The following is a 14,919-nucleotide window of genomic DNA, read 5'->3' as shown; positions in this document are numbered from 1 at the left end:
GAGCCCCGCATGTTCTCCCCCACGGGCCTGGCCCGCACCGGTTTCCGGCACCTCGCCGCCCGCCTCTCCGCGCTGGCGTTGGCTGCCGTACCGGCCTTCTTCCTCGCCGCCAGCCCGGCCGCGGCCTTCACGGACGAGGAGAAGAAGGAACTCGGCGGCATCATCCGCGAGTATCTGATCCAGAATCCGGAAGTCCTCCAGGAGGCCATCTCCGTGCTGGAAAGCCGGCAGATGGTGGCCGATGCGACCCAGCGCAGCAAGGCGGTCGCCGAGCTGAAGCCGCTCCTCCTGTCCAGCCCGCGCGGCATCGTCGCCGGCAACCCGCAGGGTGACGTCACGTTGGTCGAGTTCTTCGACTACAATTGCGGCTATTGCAAAAAGGCGCTGTCGGACCTTCAGGACCTCATCAAGCAGGATCCGAAGCTGCGCGTGGTGCTGAAGGAATTCCCGGTCCTCGGCCAGGGCTCGGTGGAGGCGGCGCAGGTGGCCGTGGCCGTGCGCATGGTTGCCCCCGAGAGGTACATGGCCTTCCATCAGGCCCTGCTCGGCGGCCGTGGCCAGGCCGATCGCGCCAAGGCGCTGGCGGCGGCCAAGGAGGTCGGCATCGACCCCGCGCTGATCCAGAAGCAGTCCACCTCGCCCGAGCTGAACGCGACCCTCGACGAGAGCATGAAGATCGCCGAGGCGCTGTCGCTGAACGGCACGCCGTCCTATGTGGTCGGCGATCAGGTGGTCATCGGCGCCGTCGGCTTCGACAAGCTGAAGGCCGCCATCGCCACCGCCCGCAGCAAGCAGCCGGCGGCGAAATAAGAGGGGCAACCCGCCCGATGCCCGCGGACTCGGTCTAACCTTCACATGGCAGACCGTCCCGCGGGCGCTCTTTCCATCGGGCGCGCGCACCCCTATAAGGCTGCGACCCGGCCGACAGGAGGCCGGTGGCAGATCACGCACGGATGACAGACACTGTCCACGTCCTGAACGGGCCCAACCTCAACCTGCTCGGAACCCGCGAGCCCGGCATCTATGGCGCGGCGACGCTTGCCGATGTCGAGGCGCTGTGCCGGGCCGAGGGCGAGGCGCTGGGCTTTGACATCGTCTTCCGCCAGACCAATTCGGAAGGCGCGCTGGTGGATTTCATCCAGGCGGCCCGTGGAGCGCGGGGGATCGTCCTCAATGCCGCTGCCTACACCCACACCTCCGTCGCGCTGCGCGACGCGGTGTCCGCGGTGGGGGTGCCGACCATTGAGGTCCATCTGTCCAACGTGTTCGCGCGGGAAGACTTCCGCCACCATTCCTACCTGTCGCCCGTCGTCCGCGGAGTGATCTGCGGCTTCGGACCCCAGAGCTATGTGCTGGGCCTGCGCGCCATCGCCGGCCTGCCGCAGACCCCTTAGATCCCCCAACGCCCTCGCGCGGCCCGACGGCCAGCCAGAGCCAGGAACATCATGAAGCCCTCCAACCCTCCCATCGACACCGCCATCGTCAAGGAGATCGCCGATCTCCTCTCGGGCAGCGACCTGACCGAGATCGAGGTGGAGCACGAGGGCCTGCGCATCCGCGTGGTGCGCGCGCCCGCCTCGGTTACCATCGCCCAGGGTGCCCCCTACGCGGCGCCCTATCCGGCTGGCGCGCCCGTCGCGGCGGTTGCCCCGGCTGTCGCGGCCGAGGCCCCGGCGGACCTCTCCAAGCATCCCGGCGTCGTTGCCTCCCCCATGGTGGGCACCGCCTATCTCGCCGCCGAGCCCGGTGCGCCCCCCTTCATCGAGGTGGGCACCAGCGTGCGCGAGGGGCAGACCGTGCTCATCGTCGAGGCGATGAAGACCATGAACGCCATTCCCGCGCCGCGGTCCGGTACCGTCACGCGCATCCTCGTGGGCAACGCGCAGCCGGTGGAATACGGCGAGCCCCTGCTCATCATCGAATGAGCGCGCCCGCGAGGCACGCACACACCGGCAGAGACCCACGAGGCAGGCACCTACAAGGTACGCACCGCTGATGTTCAGAAAAATCCTCATCGCCAACCGCGGCGAGATCGCGCTGCGCATCCTGCGCGCCTGCAAGGAGCTGGGCATCGCGACGGTGGCGGTACACTCCACCGCCGACGCCGACGCCATGCATGTGCGCCTCGCGGATGAGAGCGTGTGCATCGGCCCGCCGCCGGCCCGGGAGAGCTATCTCAACATCCCCTCGCTGCTCGCCGCCTGCGAGATCACCGGGGCGGATGCGGTGCATCCGGGCTACGGCTTCCTCGCCGAGAACGCCCGCTTCGCCGAGATCCTTGCCGATCACAACATCCACTTCATCGGCCCCAAGGCGGAGCACATCCGCATCATGGGCGACAAGATCGAGGCCAAGAAGACGGCCCAGGCCCTCGGCATCCCCGTGGTGCCCGGCTCCGATGGCGGCATCCATTCGGACGAGGAAGCCCACCGCGTCGCGGCCGAGATCGGCTTCCCGGTTCTGGTGAAGGCGGCTGCCGGCGGCGGCGGGCGCGGCATGAAGGTGGCGATGACCGCCGACGACCTGTCGCAGGCCCTCTCCACGGCCCGCACGGAGGCCAAGGCGGCCTTTGGCGACGATGCCGTCTATCTCGAGAAGTATCTCTCCACCCCGCGCCACATCGAGGTGCAGGTGCTGGGCGACGGCAAGGGCCACGCCATCCATCTCGGCGAGCGCGACTGCTCGCTCCAGCGCCGCCATCAGAAGGTGTGGGAAGAAGCGCCGTCCCCGGTCATCACCGCCGCCCAGCGGGCCGAGATCGGCGAGACCTGCGCCGCGGCCATGCGCAAGCTCGGCTATATCGGCGTCGGCACCATCGAGTTCCTGTACGAGAACGGGAACTTCTACTTCATCGAGATGAACACCCGCATCCAGGTGGAGCATCCGGTGACGGAGATGGTCACGGGCATCGATCTCATCAACGAGCAGATCCGCGTCGCCGCGGGCGAGCCGCTGACCCTGACGCAGAAGGATGTGGTGATCGAGGGCCATGCCATCGAGTGCCGCGTGAACGCGGAGCACCCGACCACCTTCCGCCCGTCGCCCGGCAAGATCACGCACTATCACGTGCCCGGCGGCCTCGGCATCCGCGTCGATTCCAACGCCTATCAGGGCTACGTCATTCCCCCCACCTACGACAGCCTCGTGGGCAAGCTCATCGTTCACGGCAAGACGCGGGACGAGTGCCTGCGCCGCCTGCGCCGTGCGCTGGACGAGTTCGTGGTGGACGGCATCGACACGACGCTGCCGCTGTTCCGCACGCTGGTGCGCACCCGCGACGTCGCCGAGGGCCAGTACGACATCCACTGGCTGGAGCACTTCCTCGCCGAGGGCGAAGGCAAGAACATCGTCTGAGGCAAGGCGAACTGAGCCTCAGCAGACGAAAAAGCCCGGCCAAGTGCCGGGCTTTTGCTTTTGGACAGGTGCGTCCCGGTCAGGCGAACTTGGCCGCCCGCTTGAGCTGGGAAGCTGCCGCCGCGAGTTCCCGCACCTTGTCGAAGTTGCCGGCGCGGATGGCGTCGGTCGGCACCACCCAGGAGCCGCCCACCGCCACCACGTTGGGCAGGGAGAGATAGTCGCCCGCGTTCGCCGGGCCGATACCACCGGTCGGGCAGAAGCGCAGGTGGGGCAGGGGACCGGCGATGGACTTCAGGAAGGCCGCGCCGCCCGACGCCTCCGCCGGGAAGAACTTCAGCACCTCGAAGCCCAATTCCGCCAGCCGCATGGCCTCGGAGGCCGTGGCGCAGCCGGCCATGACCGGGATTGGCGCCTCGGTGAAGGCGGCGGCAAGTTCCGGCGTCGTGCCGGGGCTGACGAGGAAGGTGGCGCCGGCCTTGATGGTCGCCTCGATCTGCGCGCGATTGGTGACGGTTCCGGCGCCGGCAATGGCGCCCTCCACCTCGGCCGCGATCAGACGCAGGGCTTCCATCGCCACCGGCGTGCGCAGCGTCACCTCGATCAGCGGCAGGCCGCCTTCCACGAGCGCACGGGCGAGGGGAACGGCGTCTTCCAGGCGTTCGATGACCACGACCGGCACCACCGGGGCCTTGGCGACGAAGGGAAGGGGGCTCGGAAGGCTCATGAGGTATCTCCGTTAAATCGTTTGAAGCGGAGTCCTGCCGTCGTGTCGAGCCCCAATCGCTCTGGTCATCCCACGTCGAAGGTCACGCCTTGGGCCAGCGGCAGGCGGTCGCCGTAATTGATGGTGTTGGTGGCGCGGCGCATGTAGGCCTTCCAGCTGTCGGAGCCCGCCTCGCGCCCGCCGCCGGTCTCCTTCTCGCCGCCGAACGCGCCACCGATCTCAGCGCCGGAGGGGCCGATGTTCACATTGGCTATGCCGCAATCCGAGCCTGCCGCCGAGAGGAACCGCTCCGCCTCCCGCAGGTCGGCGGTGAAGATGGCGGAGGCGAGGCCCTGCGGCACCTCGTTGTTGAGGCGGATGGCGTCGGCAAGGTCCGAATAGCGCAGCACGTAGAGGATGGGCGCGAAGGTCTCCGCTGCCACACTGTCCGTCTGGGCAGGCATCTCCACCAGCGCCGGACGGACATAATAGGCATCGAGGGCGAACTCGGCCCCGAGCCGCTCGCCGCCGATCACGGTGCCGCCAGCGGCGCGCGCCGCCTCCAGCGCCACCTGCATGGCCTCGAACGCGCCGGCATCGATGAGCGGACCCACCAGCGTGCCCTCCTCGCGCGGATCGCCGACGCTCACGGAGGCATAGGCCGACTTCAGGCGGGGCAGCAGAACGTCGTAGACGCTGTCGTGCACCATCAGCCGGCGCAGGGTGGTGCAGCGCTGGCCAGCGGTACCCATGGCTGCGAACGCGACGGCGCGCAGTGTCAGATCGAGGTCGGCCGAGGGGCAGACGATGGCGGCATTGTTGCCGCCCAGCTCCAGGATCGACCGCCCGAAGCGCTGCGCCACCCGTGGTCCCACATGGCGGCCCATGGCGGTGGAGCCGGTGGCGGAGATGACCGGCACCCGCCCGTCGTCCACCAGCGCCTCGCCAGCGGCGCGCCCGCCGAGCACCAGCGTCGAAAGTCCTTCCGGCACGCCGCCGAAGCGGGCGGCGGCACGGGCGAAGATGGCGTCCACAGCGAGGGCGGTGAGCGGCGTCTTCTCAGACGGCTTCCACACGACGGAATTGCCGCACACGAGGGCCAGCGCGGCATTCCACGCCCACACCGCGACCGGAAAGTTGAAGGCGGAGATGACGCCGACCACCCCCATGGGGTGCCACGTCTCCATCATCCGGTGGTCCGGCCGCTCGGTGGCGATGGTGAGGCCGTGGAGCTGGCGGGAGAGGCCGACGGCGAAATCGCAGATGTCGATCATCTCCTGCACCTCGCCGAGGCCCTCGGAGGTGATCTTGCCGGCCTCCAGCGTCACCAGCGCCGCAAGGTCGGCCTTGGCGGCGCGCAGCTCCTCGCTGAACAGGCGCACGAGTTCGCCGCGCCGCGGTGCCGGCACCATGCGCCATTGGAGGAAGGCTTCATGGGCGCGGCCGATGGCGTCCTGAACCGCTGGGGCGTCCATCTCCGTGATGCGGGCGATGATTTCCCCGGTCAGCGGCGTCACCGCCTCGCGTCCGCCCTTGAGGCGGTCATCCGGGATGCCGAGGCGCGCCAGCAGGGCATCTGCATCCGCTTCGATCTCGCCGGTGCCGGGAAAGCGCGCCATGGTCGTCTCCTCGTTCTGATTTGCCCTGTTCTAGCCGTCCTCTCGGCCGGCGGGAACCATTGGGCGCGGCCGGGGGTTTCAGCCGAGGGGGCGAGGCGCGCGTCGAAGCGCGCCCTTCAACTTGCGCGGAGGAACCAAAATGCCCCACGCCACCAACCCCGAATCCATCGGCACCGATCCCGCTCATGCGGCCAACGCGCTGCAAGGCCTCTCCGACACCGAACGCGACCGCATCCGCTGGCGCGCCCATGCGCTTTGGCGGGAGGACGGCTGCCCCCAAGGCCGCGACCGGGAATACTGGGAGCGGGCGGAGCTGGAAATCCTGAAAGGCCGGCGTTCCTACTGACGGAGGCTTTTTATGCCTGCAAAATCAAAGGCCCAGCAGATGGCGGCTGGCGCCGCCCTCTCCGCCAAGCGGGGCGAGCGCAAGAAATCCTCGCTCAAGGGCGCCTCCCGCGAGATGGTGGACTCCATGAGCGAGAAGGAGCTTCATGACCTCGCCGCGACCAAGCAGAAGGGCAAGCCCGCTCATGTCTCCCACGATTGAGCGGTGAGCCGGCCATGGCGCCGCGGGCCTTCTGGAAGGGCTATCTGAAGCTCTCCCTCGTCACCTGCCGGGTGGCCATGACGCCGGCCACCTCCGAGCGGGAGAAGGTGCGCTTCCACACCCTGAACCGGGCGACGGGCAACCGCATCGTCTCCCGCTATGTGGACGAATTCTCCGGCAAGCCGGTTTCTGAAGACGACGAAGCGCGCGGCTACCAGACAGGCGACGACAGCTATGTCCTTGTCGAGGATGAAGAACTCGACGATGTCGCGCTGGAGTCCACCCGCACCATCGACATCGAGAGCTTCGTGCCGCGGGACAGTATCGGCTGGGTCTATCTGGACAAGCCGCACTATCTCGTGCCCGACGACGAGGTGGGCACGGAAGCCTTCGCGGTCATCCGATCCGCCATGGAGGAGACGAAGACGGCCGCGCTCTCGCGCCTTGTCATGTATCGCCGCGAGCGGGGCGTGATGCTGGAGCCGCGCAACCGTGGGCTCATTCTGTGGACCCTGCGCTACGGCGACGAGGTGCGCCATTTCGATGGTGCACCGGAGGCCGAGGAGGCGCCGGACAAGGCGGCGCTGGGTCTGGTCAAGAAGCTGATTTCCGAGCGAACGCAGTCGTTTGAGCCCGAGATGGTGCACGATCCCGTGCAGGAAGGGCTCATCGATCTCATCGCCTCCAAGCGCAAGAAACGCCCGGCGAAGAAGGCGGCCAAGGCCGCGGCGGAGGAGCCGGCGGGGGGCAATGTGGTCAGCATCATGGATGCGCTGCGCCGGAGCCTTTCGGCGGAGAAGGGCAAGCGCAAATAGGGCGCGCCCGCCTCACGCGCCCGGCAGCGGCACCGCTGCGGCGCGGAAGTCTCCCCACGGGTCGTGACCGAGATTCATCAGTCTTGCTAAGGCATTGCCCACGTTGAAGTGCTGCGGGCCGATGGCCTCGCCCAGCTCGTCCCATGCCAGCGGCATGGACACCGGCGCCCCCGGCCGCGCCCGTGTGGAATAAGGCGCCACCGCCGTCGCACCGCGTTGGTTGCGCAAATAATCGATAAGAATCCGGCCCTTACGTTTCGACTTGGTGATGGTGGCGACGAAACGCTCCGGGCCGTCCGCCGCCATCTCCTCCGCCATCTGCTTTGTGAAGACCTTCAGCCGGGGCCAGTCCGCCTTGGGCGAGAGCGGTGCGCAGACGTGCAGGCCCTTGCCGCCGGAGGTCTTCACGAAGGCGAAAAGGCCTTTTTTCTCAAGCCTTTGCCTCACCTCCTCGGCGGCGGAAATCACGTGCTGCCACGGCACGTCGTCCCCCGGATCGAGGTCCATGGTGAGGAGGTCGGGCCGCTCCCAGTCCGCCAGCGTGGCACCGAAGGGGTGGATCTCCAGGGCCGCACCCTGGACCAGGGCGGTCAGGCCGTCGAGGTCGCGGATGGCGAGGTAGGGGGCTTCGTCCTTCGCCTTGGGATCGGGGACCTGAAGGATGTTCTTGTCCAGTCCCTTCCACGGGTGCTTCTGGAAAAAGTGTTGACCGTCAATGCCTTCCGGGCAGCGCACCAGCGCGAGCGGGCGGCCGGTGACGAAGGGGGCCATATGGCGCCAGACCTGCGCATAATAGTCCGCCAGCCCCTCCTTGGTGAGGCCGACATCGGGCCAATAGACCCGGTCCGGGTGGGTGAGGCGCACCCGGCGCTTCGGCGTGTCCGGATCGGAAGCCTTTGTTTCAGAAGGACTTTCCCGCACGATCTCGGTGGCCGGCTTGTCCTCCCGCAAGCCGCGGAAGGCGGCGTGGCGGAGGTGACCGTCGCCGGTCCAGGCGCCGAACTCCACCTCCGCCACATGGAGCGGCTTCACAAAGACGACGCCCCGCGCCTCCTCGGCGGTGAGCTTGCCGGAGAAGGGGGAAACATCAGTCTTTTCAGAGGCTAATAGCTTATGAAGATCGGCTGCGACCCGCTGGGTGAAGCCGGTTCCGACCCGCCCCACGTAGCGCAGCTTGCCGTCCTCGAACACCCCCAGCATCAGCGAGCCGATGGCGGTGCGCGAGGTGGTGGAGGGGACGAAGCCACCCACCACAAACTCCTGTCGTTCCAGGCACTTGGACTTGATCCAGTCGCGCGTCCGGCCGCTGTGATAGGGGGCGGTTTTCAGCTTGGAGACCACCCCTTCCAGGCTCAGGCGGCAGGCGTGGGAGAGGACGAGGGCGCCGTCGTCCTCGAAATGGGCGCTGTAGCGCACCTTGTCCCCCTCCTGTCCCACCAGTTTTTCCAGCAACTCCTTGCGATCCTTGAGGGGAAGGGGCGTCAGGTCGTGGCCGTCGAGGTGGAGAAGATCGAAGACGTAATAGACGAAACGGTCGCTGCGCCCCTCCGAAAGATCGGCCTGAAGGGCGGAGAAATCGCTTGCGCCATTGCCGGATTCCACGACGATTTCACCGTCGAAAAGCGCGGTTCGGATGGGGAATCGGTGGAGTTCGGCAGGGATGCCAGTGCCGAATCTGTCAGTCCAGTCGAGTCCGGTGCGCGTCAGCAGCCGCACCTTCCCGTTTTCGACCCGCGCCTGGATGCGATAGCCGTCGAACTTGATCTCGTGGAGGTAGCGCGTGCCGGCCGGCGCCTTCGTCGCCAGAGTGGCGAGGGCGGGGGGCACGAAGGTGGGGAGGGGGGCGGCCTTCGCCCCCTTGGGCAGGGGGAGGGGGGTGCCGCTGGTGCCCTTCGCACCATCGGGCGGGGGATCGTCGGCGGGCTGCGCGGGGGACTTCGCCGCGGTGGGTTTTCGCGCGGCTTTCTTCGCACTCATCCCGGACTTCGCGGCCCGCTTCTTTTGCGGCGGGTCATCGGCCGAAAGCGCGTCCACGTCGCGGCCGGAGACGACGGAGAGGGGCTCTTCCTCCAATATGTCCGGCGCGCCGTCCGGCCGGGCGAATTCATCCTCGGCCTTGATGAGGAGCCAGTTCTCCTTCGTCTCCCCCTTGCGGGGCGCCATGCGCACCAGATGCCAGCGGCCGTGAAGCTTTTCGCCGTCGAGGGTGAATTCCATGTGGCCCTTGGCATAGGCCTTGTGCGGGTCGCCGATGGGGGTCCAGGTGCCGCGATCCCAGATGATGACGTTGCCGCCGCCATACTGGCCCTTGGGGATGGTGCCCTCGAAGCCGCCGTAGTCGAGGGGATGGTCCTCCACATGCACGGCGAGGCGCTTCTCGCCGGGCACGAGGCTGGGGCCGCGGGTGACGGCCCAGCTCTTCAGCACGCCGTCCATCTCCAGCCGGAAATCATAGTGCAGACGCCGCGCCGCATGTTTCTGGATGACGAACGAGCCTTCCGGCCGCGCGACCTCGCCCTTCGCTTTCCGGCGACCGGCGCCGGAGGGCTCGGGGGTGGAGGCGAAGTCGCGCTTGGCGCGGTAGCGGTCGAGGTCGGCCATAGGTCAGCCCGCCTTGCGGGTGGATTTGCGGGCCGGCGCGGGCTTCTTGGAGGAGGCCTTCCCGGTGGCCTTGGCTTTAGCAGGCGCTTTCTTGCTGATGCCGCCGGAAGCCTTCCCGCTCGCGCCACCCGAGGCTTTGGCGCTGGCGCGCAGGGCGGCGAGCAGGTCCACCACCTTCTCTTCCTTGCGCGGCGCCGCCTTGGGCAAGGGCTTGCCTTCCATCTTGGCGCGCACCAGCTCGGAGAGAGCGGTTTCGTAGCGGTCCTGATAAGCGTCGGGATCGAAGGTGCCAGCCTTGGTCTTGATGATGTGGGTGGCCAGCTCCCGCATCTCGCCGGTGATCTTCACGTCAGGCACATCGGCGAAGGCTTCTTCCGCCGGGCGCACCTCGTAGTCGAACGATAGGGTGGAGGCGAGGAGCGCTCCGCCTTCCCCGGCGGGGCGGATGAGCAGCTTGCGCACGCGGCGGAACAGCAGCGCCTCGCCCAGCGCCGCCACCTTCTGCGCCGCCATCCCGCGCCTCAAAAGGTCGAACACCTCGGCGGCGGCTTCATCCACGGGGGCGAGGAAATAGGGGCGGTCCAGATACACCGTGTCGATGCCGTCGCACGGCAGGAAAGCGTCGATGGAGATGGTCTTGTCGTTGTCCGGCAGCACGGCCGCCGCCTCCTCCGGCGCGATGGTCACGTACTCGCCCTTGGAGACCTCGTAGCCGCGCACCTGATCGTCGGTCTCGACCGGCTGGCCGGTTTCCTCGTCCACATATTGCCGGCGCAGGCGATGGCCGCTCTTGCGGCTCACCATGTGCAGGCTGATGCGCTCGGAGGTGGAGGCGGCCGCATAGAGGCCGACGGCGCAGCTCAGCGCGCCGACTGTGAGAAACCCTTTCCAGCTCGCCCGTGGCGCCATCTCGCCCCTCGTTGCAGGCTTTCTCTCAACGCCGCTCAGAGCACACCCGCGCGGGGGCGCGGGCAAGGGAAAATGCGCTCGGTGCTCGGGTCTTCCCTCTCCCCTTGTGGGAGAGGGGCCGGGGGTGAGGGGGCAGCCTGTCCCCTTGTCCCGTTCGCCGCTCTCGTGGCGCCATACCCCTCACCCCAACCCTCTCCCGCAAGGGGAGAGGGGGCGCTACGGGCGATCCCCGACATCACCCATGCAGCCGCCGCGCGTAGAAGCGCGCCAGCAGCCGCGCCTCGGCCTCGGACCCCGCGCGGATGGGGGCGGAGGCGTCGTCCAGCACGCGCCACGTCCAGCGGCGGTCATGGCAGTCGAGGCGGGCGACGGGCATGCCGTCGCAGACCAGCACCTCGGTGCCCGGCGCCTGCGCGCGCCATTCGAGGATGGGCTCGGAGCCCGGCGGCGCGTGGAAGAAGCTGCCGGCCTCGTGGAAAAAATGGCGGACGGGTCCGCGGCTCGCGCCATCGTGGTGCATGGTCAAGTCTCCTTTGCAGAACCAAGTGGCCGCGCCGCCCTTTGGTTCCGCGCCGTTGCGGTGGAGGCCTTTGATTTGGCGCCGTTGCGGCGGAGACCCTTGTTTTTGCTCCGTTGCGGCGGAGCCCCGTGTTTTTGCGCCGTTGCGGCGTCTGGCGGCCCATGCTGTAGAAGAGGTTTCCGGAAGGAGATGCGGGATGGTCGCGTTCTACGATGCAAGCGAGGTCGAGGCGGCGCTGACCTATGAGCGTCTGGTGCCGGCGCTGCGGGCGGCCTTCGCTGCGGCCGAGGTGGAATCGCCGGTGCGCGGCGTCCACCATGTGGGCAATGACGAGACGCCCGGCCGGCTGCTCACCATGCCGGCGTGGCGGCCGGGCGCGGTGTTCGGCGTCAAGCTGGTGAACGTGTTCCCCACCAACGGCGCGCGCGGGCTCGGCGCGGTGCACGGCGTCTATGCCCTGTTCGATGGCTCCACCGGCATCCCCACCGCCATCATCGAGGCCGATGCGCTCACCAACCGGCGCACGGCGGCGACCTCGGCGCTGGCCTCCACCTTCCTCTCGCGCATGGACAGCGAGACGCTCACCGTGGTGGGCACCGGCAATCTCGCCTTCCAGCTGGCGCAGGGCCATTGCGCCGTGCGGCCCATCCGCCGCGTTCTGGTGTGGGGCCGCGCGCCCGCCCGCGCCGCCGCCATGGCCGCCGATCTCGCGGCGCTGGGCCTGCCGGCGGAGCCGGTGAGCGACCTGTCCGCCGCCGTCGCCGCCGCCGATATCGTCACCAGCGCCACCACCTCCGACGATCCGCTGGTGCTCGGGCAGGACGTGAAGCCCGGCACCCATGTGGACCTCGTGGGCGCCTTCACCCCCACCATGCGCGAGAGCGACGACGCTCTCATCCGCGCCAGCGATGTCTATGTGGACACCTATGCCGGCGCCCTCGGCGAGGCCGGCGACCTGCTGCTGCCGGTGGCGGCGGGCGTGTGGTCCACCGATCAGGTGAAGGCGGACCTCTACGAGCTGTGCGGCGGCACGAAGGAGGGGCGCACGGCCCCTAAGGCCATCACCCTGTTCAAGTCCGTGGGCGCGGCCATCGAGGATCTGGTGGCGGCGGAACTGGTGGCGGGACGGCGGGGGTAGGGGGCCCTGCTCCCCCGCTCGTTGCGCCGGGCTGGAGTTCAGGCGGTGGCCGACAGCGCGGCGTCGAGCGCGTCAATGACGCGCTTATCGTCGGGTGCCACGTTTGGCGCGAAGCGGGCGACGACGCGGCCGTCGCGGCCCACCACGAACTTCTCGAAGTTCCAGATCACGTCGGACGTGGCGGGGGCGGCGCGGCCGCGGCTCGACAGGAGCGCGCGCATGGCCTCCGCGCCCTCGGCCTCGGGCTCGGCCGCCACCAGCGCGTCATAGAGCGGGTGACGGTTGGCGCCCGTCACCGAGATCTTTTCGAACATGGGGAAGGTGACGCCATAGGTCAGGCTGCAAAAGCTGGCGATCTCGCTTTCGGTGCCGGGCTCCTGACCGGCGAAATCATTGGCGGGGAAGCCGAGGATTTCGAGCCCCTCGCCGTGGCGCGCCTCATACAGCTTTTCCAGCGCCGCATATTGCGGGGTGAGCCCGCATTTGGAGGCGACGTTGACCACCAGGAGCACCTCGCCCCTGAAATCGCCGAGCGTCGTCGGCGTGCCGTCGATGCGTTTCAGGGGGATGTCGAACAGTGTCTGGGACATGGGGGCCTGCAGGGATGTGTTGCGTCGATGCGTTGCGTCGGCGCGCAGGCTAGCACGCCCCCCGTTACCTGCGCAGATCACCCAGCGTCAGGTGGTCAGGCGTCGCGCTCCAGCGCGGCGAGGCGCATGTAGAGCGTCGAGCGGGCGATGCCGAGGCGGCGGGCGGCGCGGGTGAGGTTGCCGCCGCAGGCGTCCACGGCGGCGCGGATGGCGGCTTCCTCCACGGTGCGAAGGTCCGTCGCGGGGGGCGCGGCCGCAGCGGCGGTGGCGATTTCCGGCGGCAGATCGGCGACATCGATGGGCGTGTCGGCGCTGCCCATGGCAATGAGCATCTCCACCACGTTGCGCAGCTCGCGCACATTGCCCGGCCAGGCATAGGCCGCGAGCGCCGCGCGGGCGGCATCCGTGAAGCGCGGGGCGGGAAGGCCGGCGCGGGCGGCGGCGCTGCGGCCGATGTGATCGAGCAGCAGCAGCACGTCGTCGCCCCGCTCGCGCAGCGGAGGAATGCGCAGGCGCAGGGCGGCGATGCGATAGAACAGGTCCTTGCGGAACCGCCCCGCCGCCACCTCGCCGGTGAGGTCGCGGTTGGTCATGGAGACGAGGCGCAGATCCACCCGTCGCCCGGTGTGGCCGCCGACGCGATAGACCACGCCGTCCTCCAGCACGCGCAGCAGGTAGGATTGCAGCTCCAGCGGCATCTCGCCGATCTCGTCGAGGCAGAGGAGGCCGCCGTCCGCCGCCTCCACCTTGCCCTGCTTGCCGGCGGCGTCGGCGCCGGTGAAGGCGCCCTTCTCGTAGCCGAATAGCTCGCTGGCGATGAGATCGCGCGGCAGGCCGCCGCAATTGAGCGGCACGAAGGGGCCGACGGGCGCGCGCACGCCGTGGATGGCGCGGGCGAACACCTCCTTGCCGACCCCGGTCTCCCCTTCCAGCAGGATGGGCAGGCCGCTCTCCGCCATGCGGCGGGCCTTGGCCTTCACCTCCTCGATGATCGCGCTCTCGCCGATGATGGCATCGAACGACAGCGGCTCCAGCTCCCGTTGCGGATCACGCGGTGAAGGCTTCGGACGCCGCGCGGCGTGGAGGACCACCACGCCGCCGATCTCCTCGCCATCCTCCCGCACGATCTCCACGCTGGCGCCGGGGAGTAACTGGGCGATGCGGGCGGCCCAGGCGTCGGGCGTCACGTCCTTCAGGGCGGTGAGGCGGCCGTCGGCGATGAGGCGATCCGAGCGGCGCGCCGCCTCCTTCAGGGCGCGGTCGGTGGAATAGATCAGCGCGCCGGAGCGGCCGAAGGCGAGGATTTCCTCGGTGAGCCAGAGCGAGCGCTTGGAGAGGAAATGGCGCAGCACCTGCTCGTGCTCCATCTCCATGCGCCGGCCCAGCACCGCCTCGATCTGGTGGGCGAGGGCCACCGCATGGGCGAGGTTCTGCGGGTTGAAGGTGTCGGTGGAGCCCGAGATGTCCACCGCCCCGATGATCTCCCGGTCGAAGGGATGGCGCACCGGCGCCGCCGCGCAGGTCCAGCGCTGCACCGGGGCGCAGAAATGCTCGGCGGCGTGGATCTGCACCGGTCGCCCGCAGGCAAGCGCGGTGCCGATGGCGTTGGTGCCGATCTCGGCCTCGCACCACAGGCCGCCCTGCTGGAGCTTCACCTCCTGCCCGGTGTCGAGGGCCCGCGCGTCCCCCTCCGCCTCGAGGATGGTGCCGTCGGGGTCGGAGAGGATGAGCATGGAATGGGCGTCGGAGAGCAGGTGGCGCGCCTCTTCCATGGCGAGGCGCGCGGCGGTGACGAGGCGGTTGTTCTGGTGGCGGCGGCGGAACAGCTCCGCCTCGCTGACCACGGGGGCGGCCGCGCGGTCGGCGGCGATGAGATGAAGGCGGGAGCGCTGCCACGACGCCATCACCGCCGGGCGGATGACGGCGGAGGCGGCGCCGTCCTGGTGAAACTGTTCCCAGGCACGCGCGATCTCGCGATGTGGCACCAGCTCTGCCCTCCAGGCCGGGCGGCGCGGCGTTCCCGTGGTCGCGCCGCCTGAGCCATTGGCCGGCAGGCCGCCTTGGCCGGTGGCCGAGGTGCCCGCAGGCGGGTTCACTCCCTGAAATGCCGCGTTCTGACC

15 protein-coding genes are annotated in these 14,919 nt (G+C 69.0%); 8 read left to right on the top strand and 7 right to left on the bottom strand.

The genetic code is table 11. The features are described 5' to 3' along the window. Positions 1–9: 9 nt before the first annotated feature. The 4 genes from V5F74_RS02780 (at position 10) to accC (ending at position 3,354) form a co-directional block, all read left to right on the top strand. Positions 10–810 (top strand): DsbA family protein, encoded by an 801-nt coding sequence (locus V5F74_RS02780; RefSeq protein ID WP_394006151.1) that lies wholly within the window; start codon positions 10–12, stop codon positions 808–810. 143 nt (positions 811–953) lie between these two features. Continuing rightward, positions 954–1,394 carry a type II 3-dehydroquinate dehydratase gene (aroQ, locus tag V5F74_RS02775; RefSeq protein WP_024279588.1) on the top strand — a complete coding sequence of 147 codons (441 nt, stop codon included), beginning with the start codon at positions 954–956 and terminating at the stop codon, positions 1,392–1,394. A 51-nt stretch (positions 1,395–1,445) separates the two neighbouring features. Continuing rightward, positions 1,446–1,925: an acetyl-CoA carboxylase biotin carboxyl carrier protein gene (gene accB / locus V5F74_RS02770; protein ID WP_024279587.1), complete on the top strand. Its 480-nt coding sequence runs from the start codon at positions 1,446–1,448 to the stop codon at positions 1,923–1,925. 70 nt (positions 1,926–1,995) lie between these two features. Continuing rightward, the gene (gene accC / locus V5F74_RS02765; RefSeq protein WP_029558006.1) at positions 1,996–3,354 is read left to right on the top strand and encodes an acetyl-CoA carboxylase biotin carboxylase subunit; all 1,359 of its coding nucleotides are present in this window, start codon (positions 1,996–1,998) and stop codon (positions 3,352–3,354) included. A 79-nt stretch (positions 3,355–3,433) separates the two neighbouring features. Here accC and eda read toward each other — a convergent pair whose 3' ends face one another. After that, positions 3,434–4,081, bottom strand: a complete 648-nt coding sequence (gene eda / locus V5F74_RS02760) for a bifunctional 4-hydroxy-2-oxoglutarate aldolase/2-dehydro-3-deoxy-phosphogluconate aldolase (protein ID WP_394006149.1) — start codon at positions 4,079–4,081, stop codon at positions 3,434–3,436. A 65-nt stretch (positions 4,082–4,146) separates the two neighbouring features. Then, a complete protein-coding gene (amaB, locus tag V5F74_RS02755; RefSeq protein WP_029558008.1) occupies positions 4,147–5,679 on the bottom strand; it encodes an L-piperidine-6-carboxylate dehydrogenase in 1,533 nt (510 codons plus the stop codon). A gap of 139 nt (positions 5,680–5,818) precedes the next feature. On the opposite strand from amaB, the gene V5F74_RS02750 reads away from it, so the two are divergent. From V5F74_RS02750 to ku (V5F74_RS02740), 3 genes are read left to right on the top strand one after another with little or no spacing between them, the layout of a single operon-like run. Next, complete coding sequence (locus tag V5F74_RS02750) at positions 5,819–6,025, top strand: DUF2934 domain-containing protein (RefSeq protein ID WP_051679165.1); 207 nt, start codon at positions 5,819–5,821, stop codon at positions 6,023–6,025. Positions 6,026–6,037: 12 nt separating this feature from the next. Then, positions 6,038–6,226, top strand: coding sequence for a DUF3008 family protein (locus V5F74_RS02745; RefSeq protein ID WP_029559111.1), 189 nt, complete (start codon positions 6,038–6,040; stop codon positions 6,224–6,226). A 14-nt stretch (positions 6,227–6,240) separates the two neighbouring features. Beyond that, positions 6,241–7,041, top strand: coding sequence for a non-homologous end joining protein Ku (gene ku / locus V5F74_RS02740; protein WP_394006148.1), 801 nt, complete (start codon positions 6,241–6,243; stop codon positions 7,039–7,041). Between the two features lie 12 nt (positions 7,042–7,053). On the opposite strand, the gene ligD is transcribed toward ku (V5F74_RS02740), so the two are convergent. From ligD to V5F74_RS02725, 3 genes are all read right to left on the bottom strand, one after another. Next, a complete protein-coding gene (gene ligD / locus V5F74_RS02735) occupies positions 7,054–9,642 on the bottom strand; it encodes a DNA ligase D (RefSeq protein ID WP_394006147.1) in 2,589 nt (862 codons plus the stop codon). Positions 9,643–9,645: 3 nt separating this feature from the next. Beyond that, positions 9,646–10,551, bottom strand: coding sequence for a non-homologous end joining protein Ku (gene ku, locus V5F74_RS02730; RefSeq protein ID WP_394006146.1), 906 nt, complete (start codon positions 10,549–10,551; stop codon positions 9,646–9,648). 235 nt (positions 10,552–10,786) lie between these two features. Further along, positions 10,787–11,071 (bottom strand): hypothetical protein, encoded by a 285-nt coding sequence (locus tag V5F74_RS02725; protein WP_029558011.1) that lies wholly within the window; start codon positions 11,069–11,071, stop codon positions 10,787–10,789. 196 nt (positions 11,072–11,267) lie between these two features. On the opposite strand from V5F74_RS02725, the gene V5F74_RS02720 reads away from it, so the two are divergent. Next, a complete protein-coding gene (locus V5F74_RS02720) occupies positions 11,268–12,209 on the top strand; it encodes an ornithine cyclodeaminase family protein (RefSeq protein ID WP_394006143.1) in 942 nt (313 codons plus the stop codon). 38 nt (positions 12,210–12,247) lie between these two features. Here the strand turns inward: V5F74_RS02720 and V5F74_RS02715 are convergent, their stop codons facing one another. After that, positions 12,248–12,799: a glutathione peroxidase gene (locus tag V5F74_RS02715; RefSeq protein WP_394006141.1), complete on the bottom strand. Its 552-nt coding sequence runs from the start codon at positions 12,797–12,799 to the stop codon at positions 12,248–12,250. Between the two features lie 95 nt (positions 12,800–12,894). Next, positions 12,895–14,895 (bottom strand): sigma-54-dependent Fis family transcriptional regulator, encoded by a 2,001-nt coding sequence (locus V5F74_RS02710; RefSeq protein ID WP_394006139.1) that lies wholly within the window; start codon positions 14,893–14,895, stop codon positions 12,895–12,897. Positions 14,896–14,919 lie beyond the last annotated feature (24 nt).

Source organism: Xanthobacter aminoxidans (genome assembly GCF_043193615.1).
GTDB lineage: Bacteria > Pseudomonadota > Alphaproteobacteria > Rhizobiales > Xanthobacteraceae > Xanthobacter > Xanthobacter aminoxidans.
Note: the sequence above shows the minus strand (reverse complement) of the source record. Positions and strands in the feature narration are given on the sequence as shown.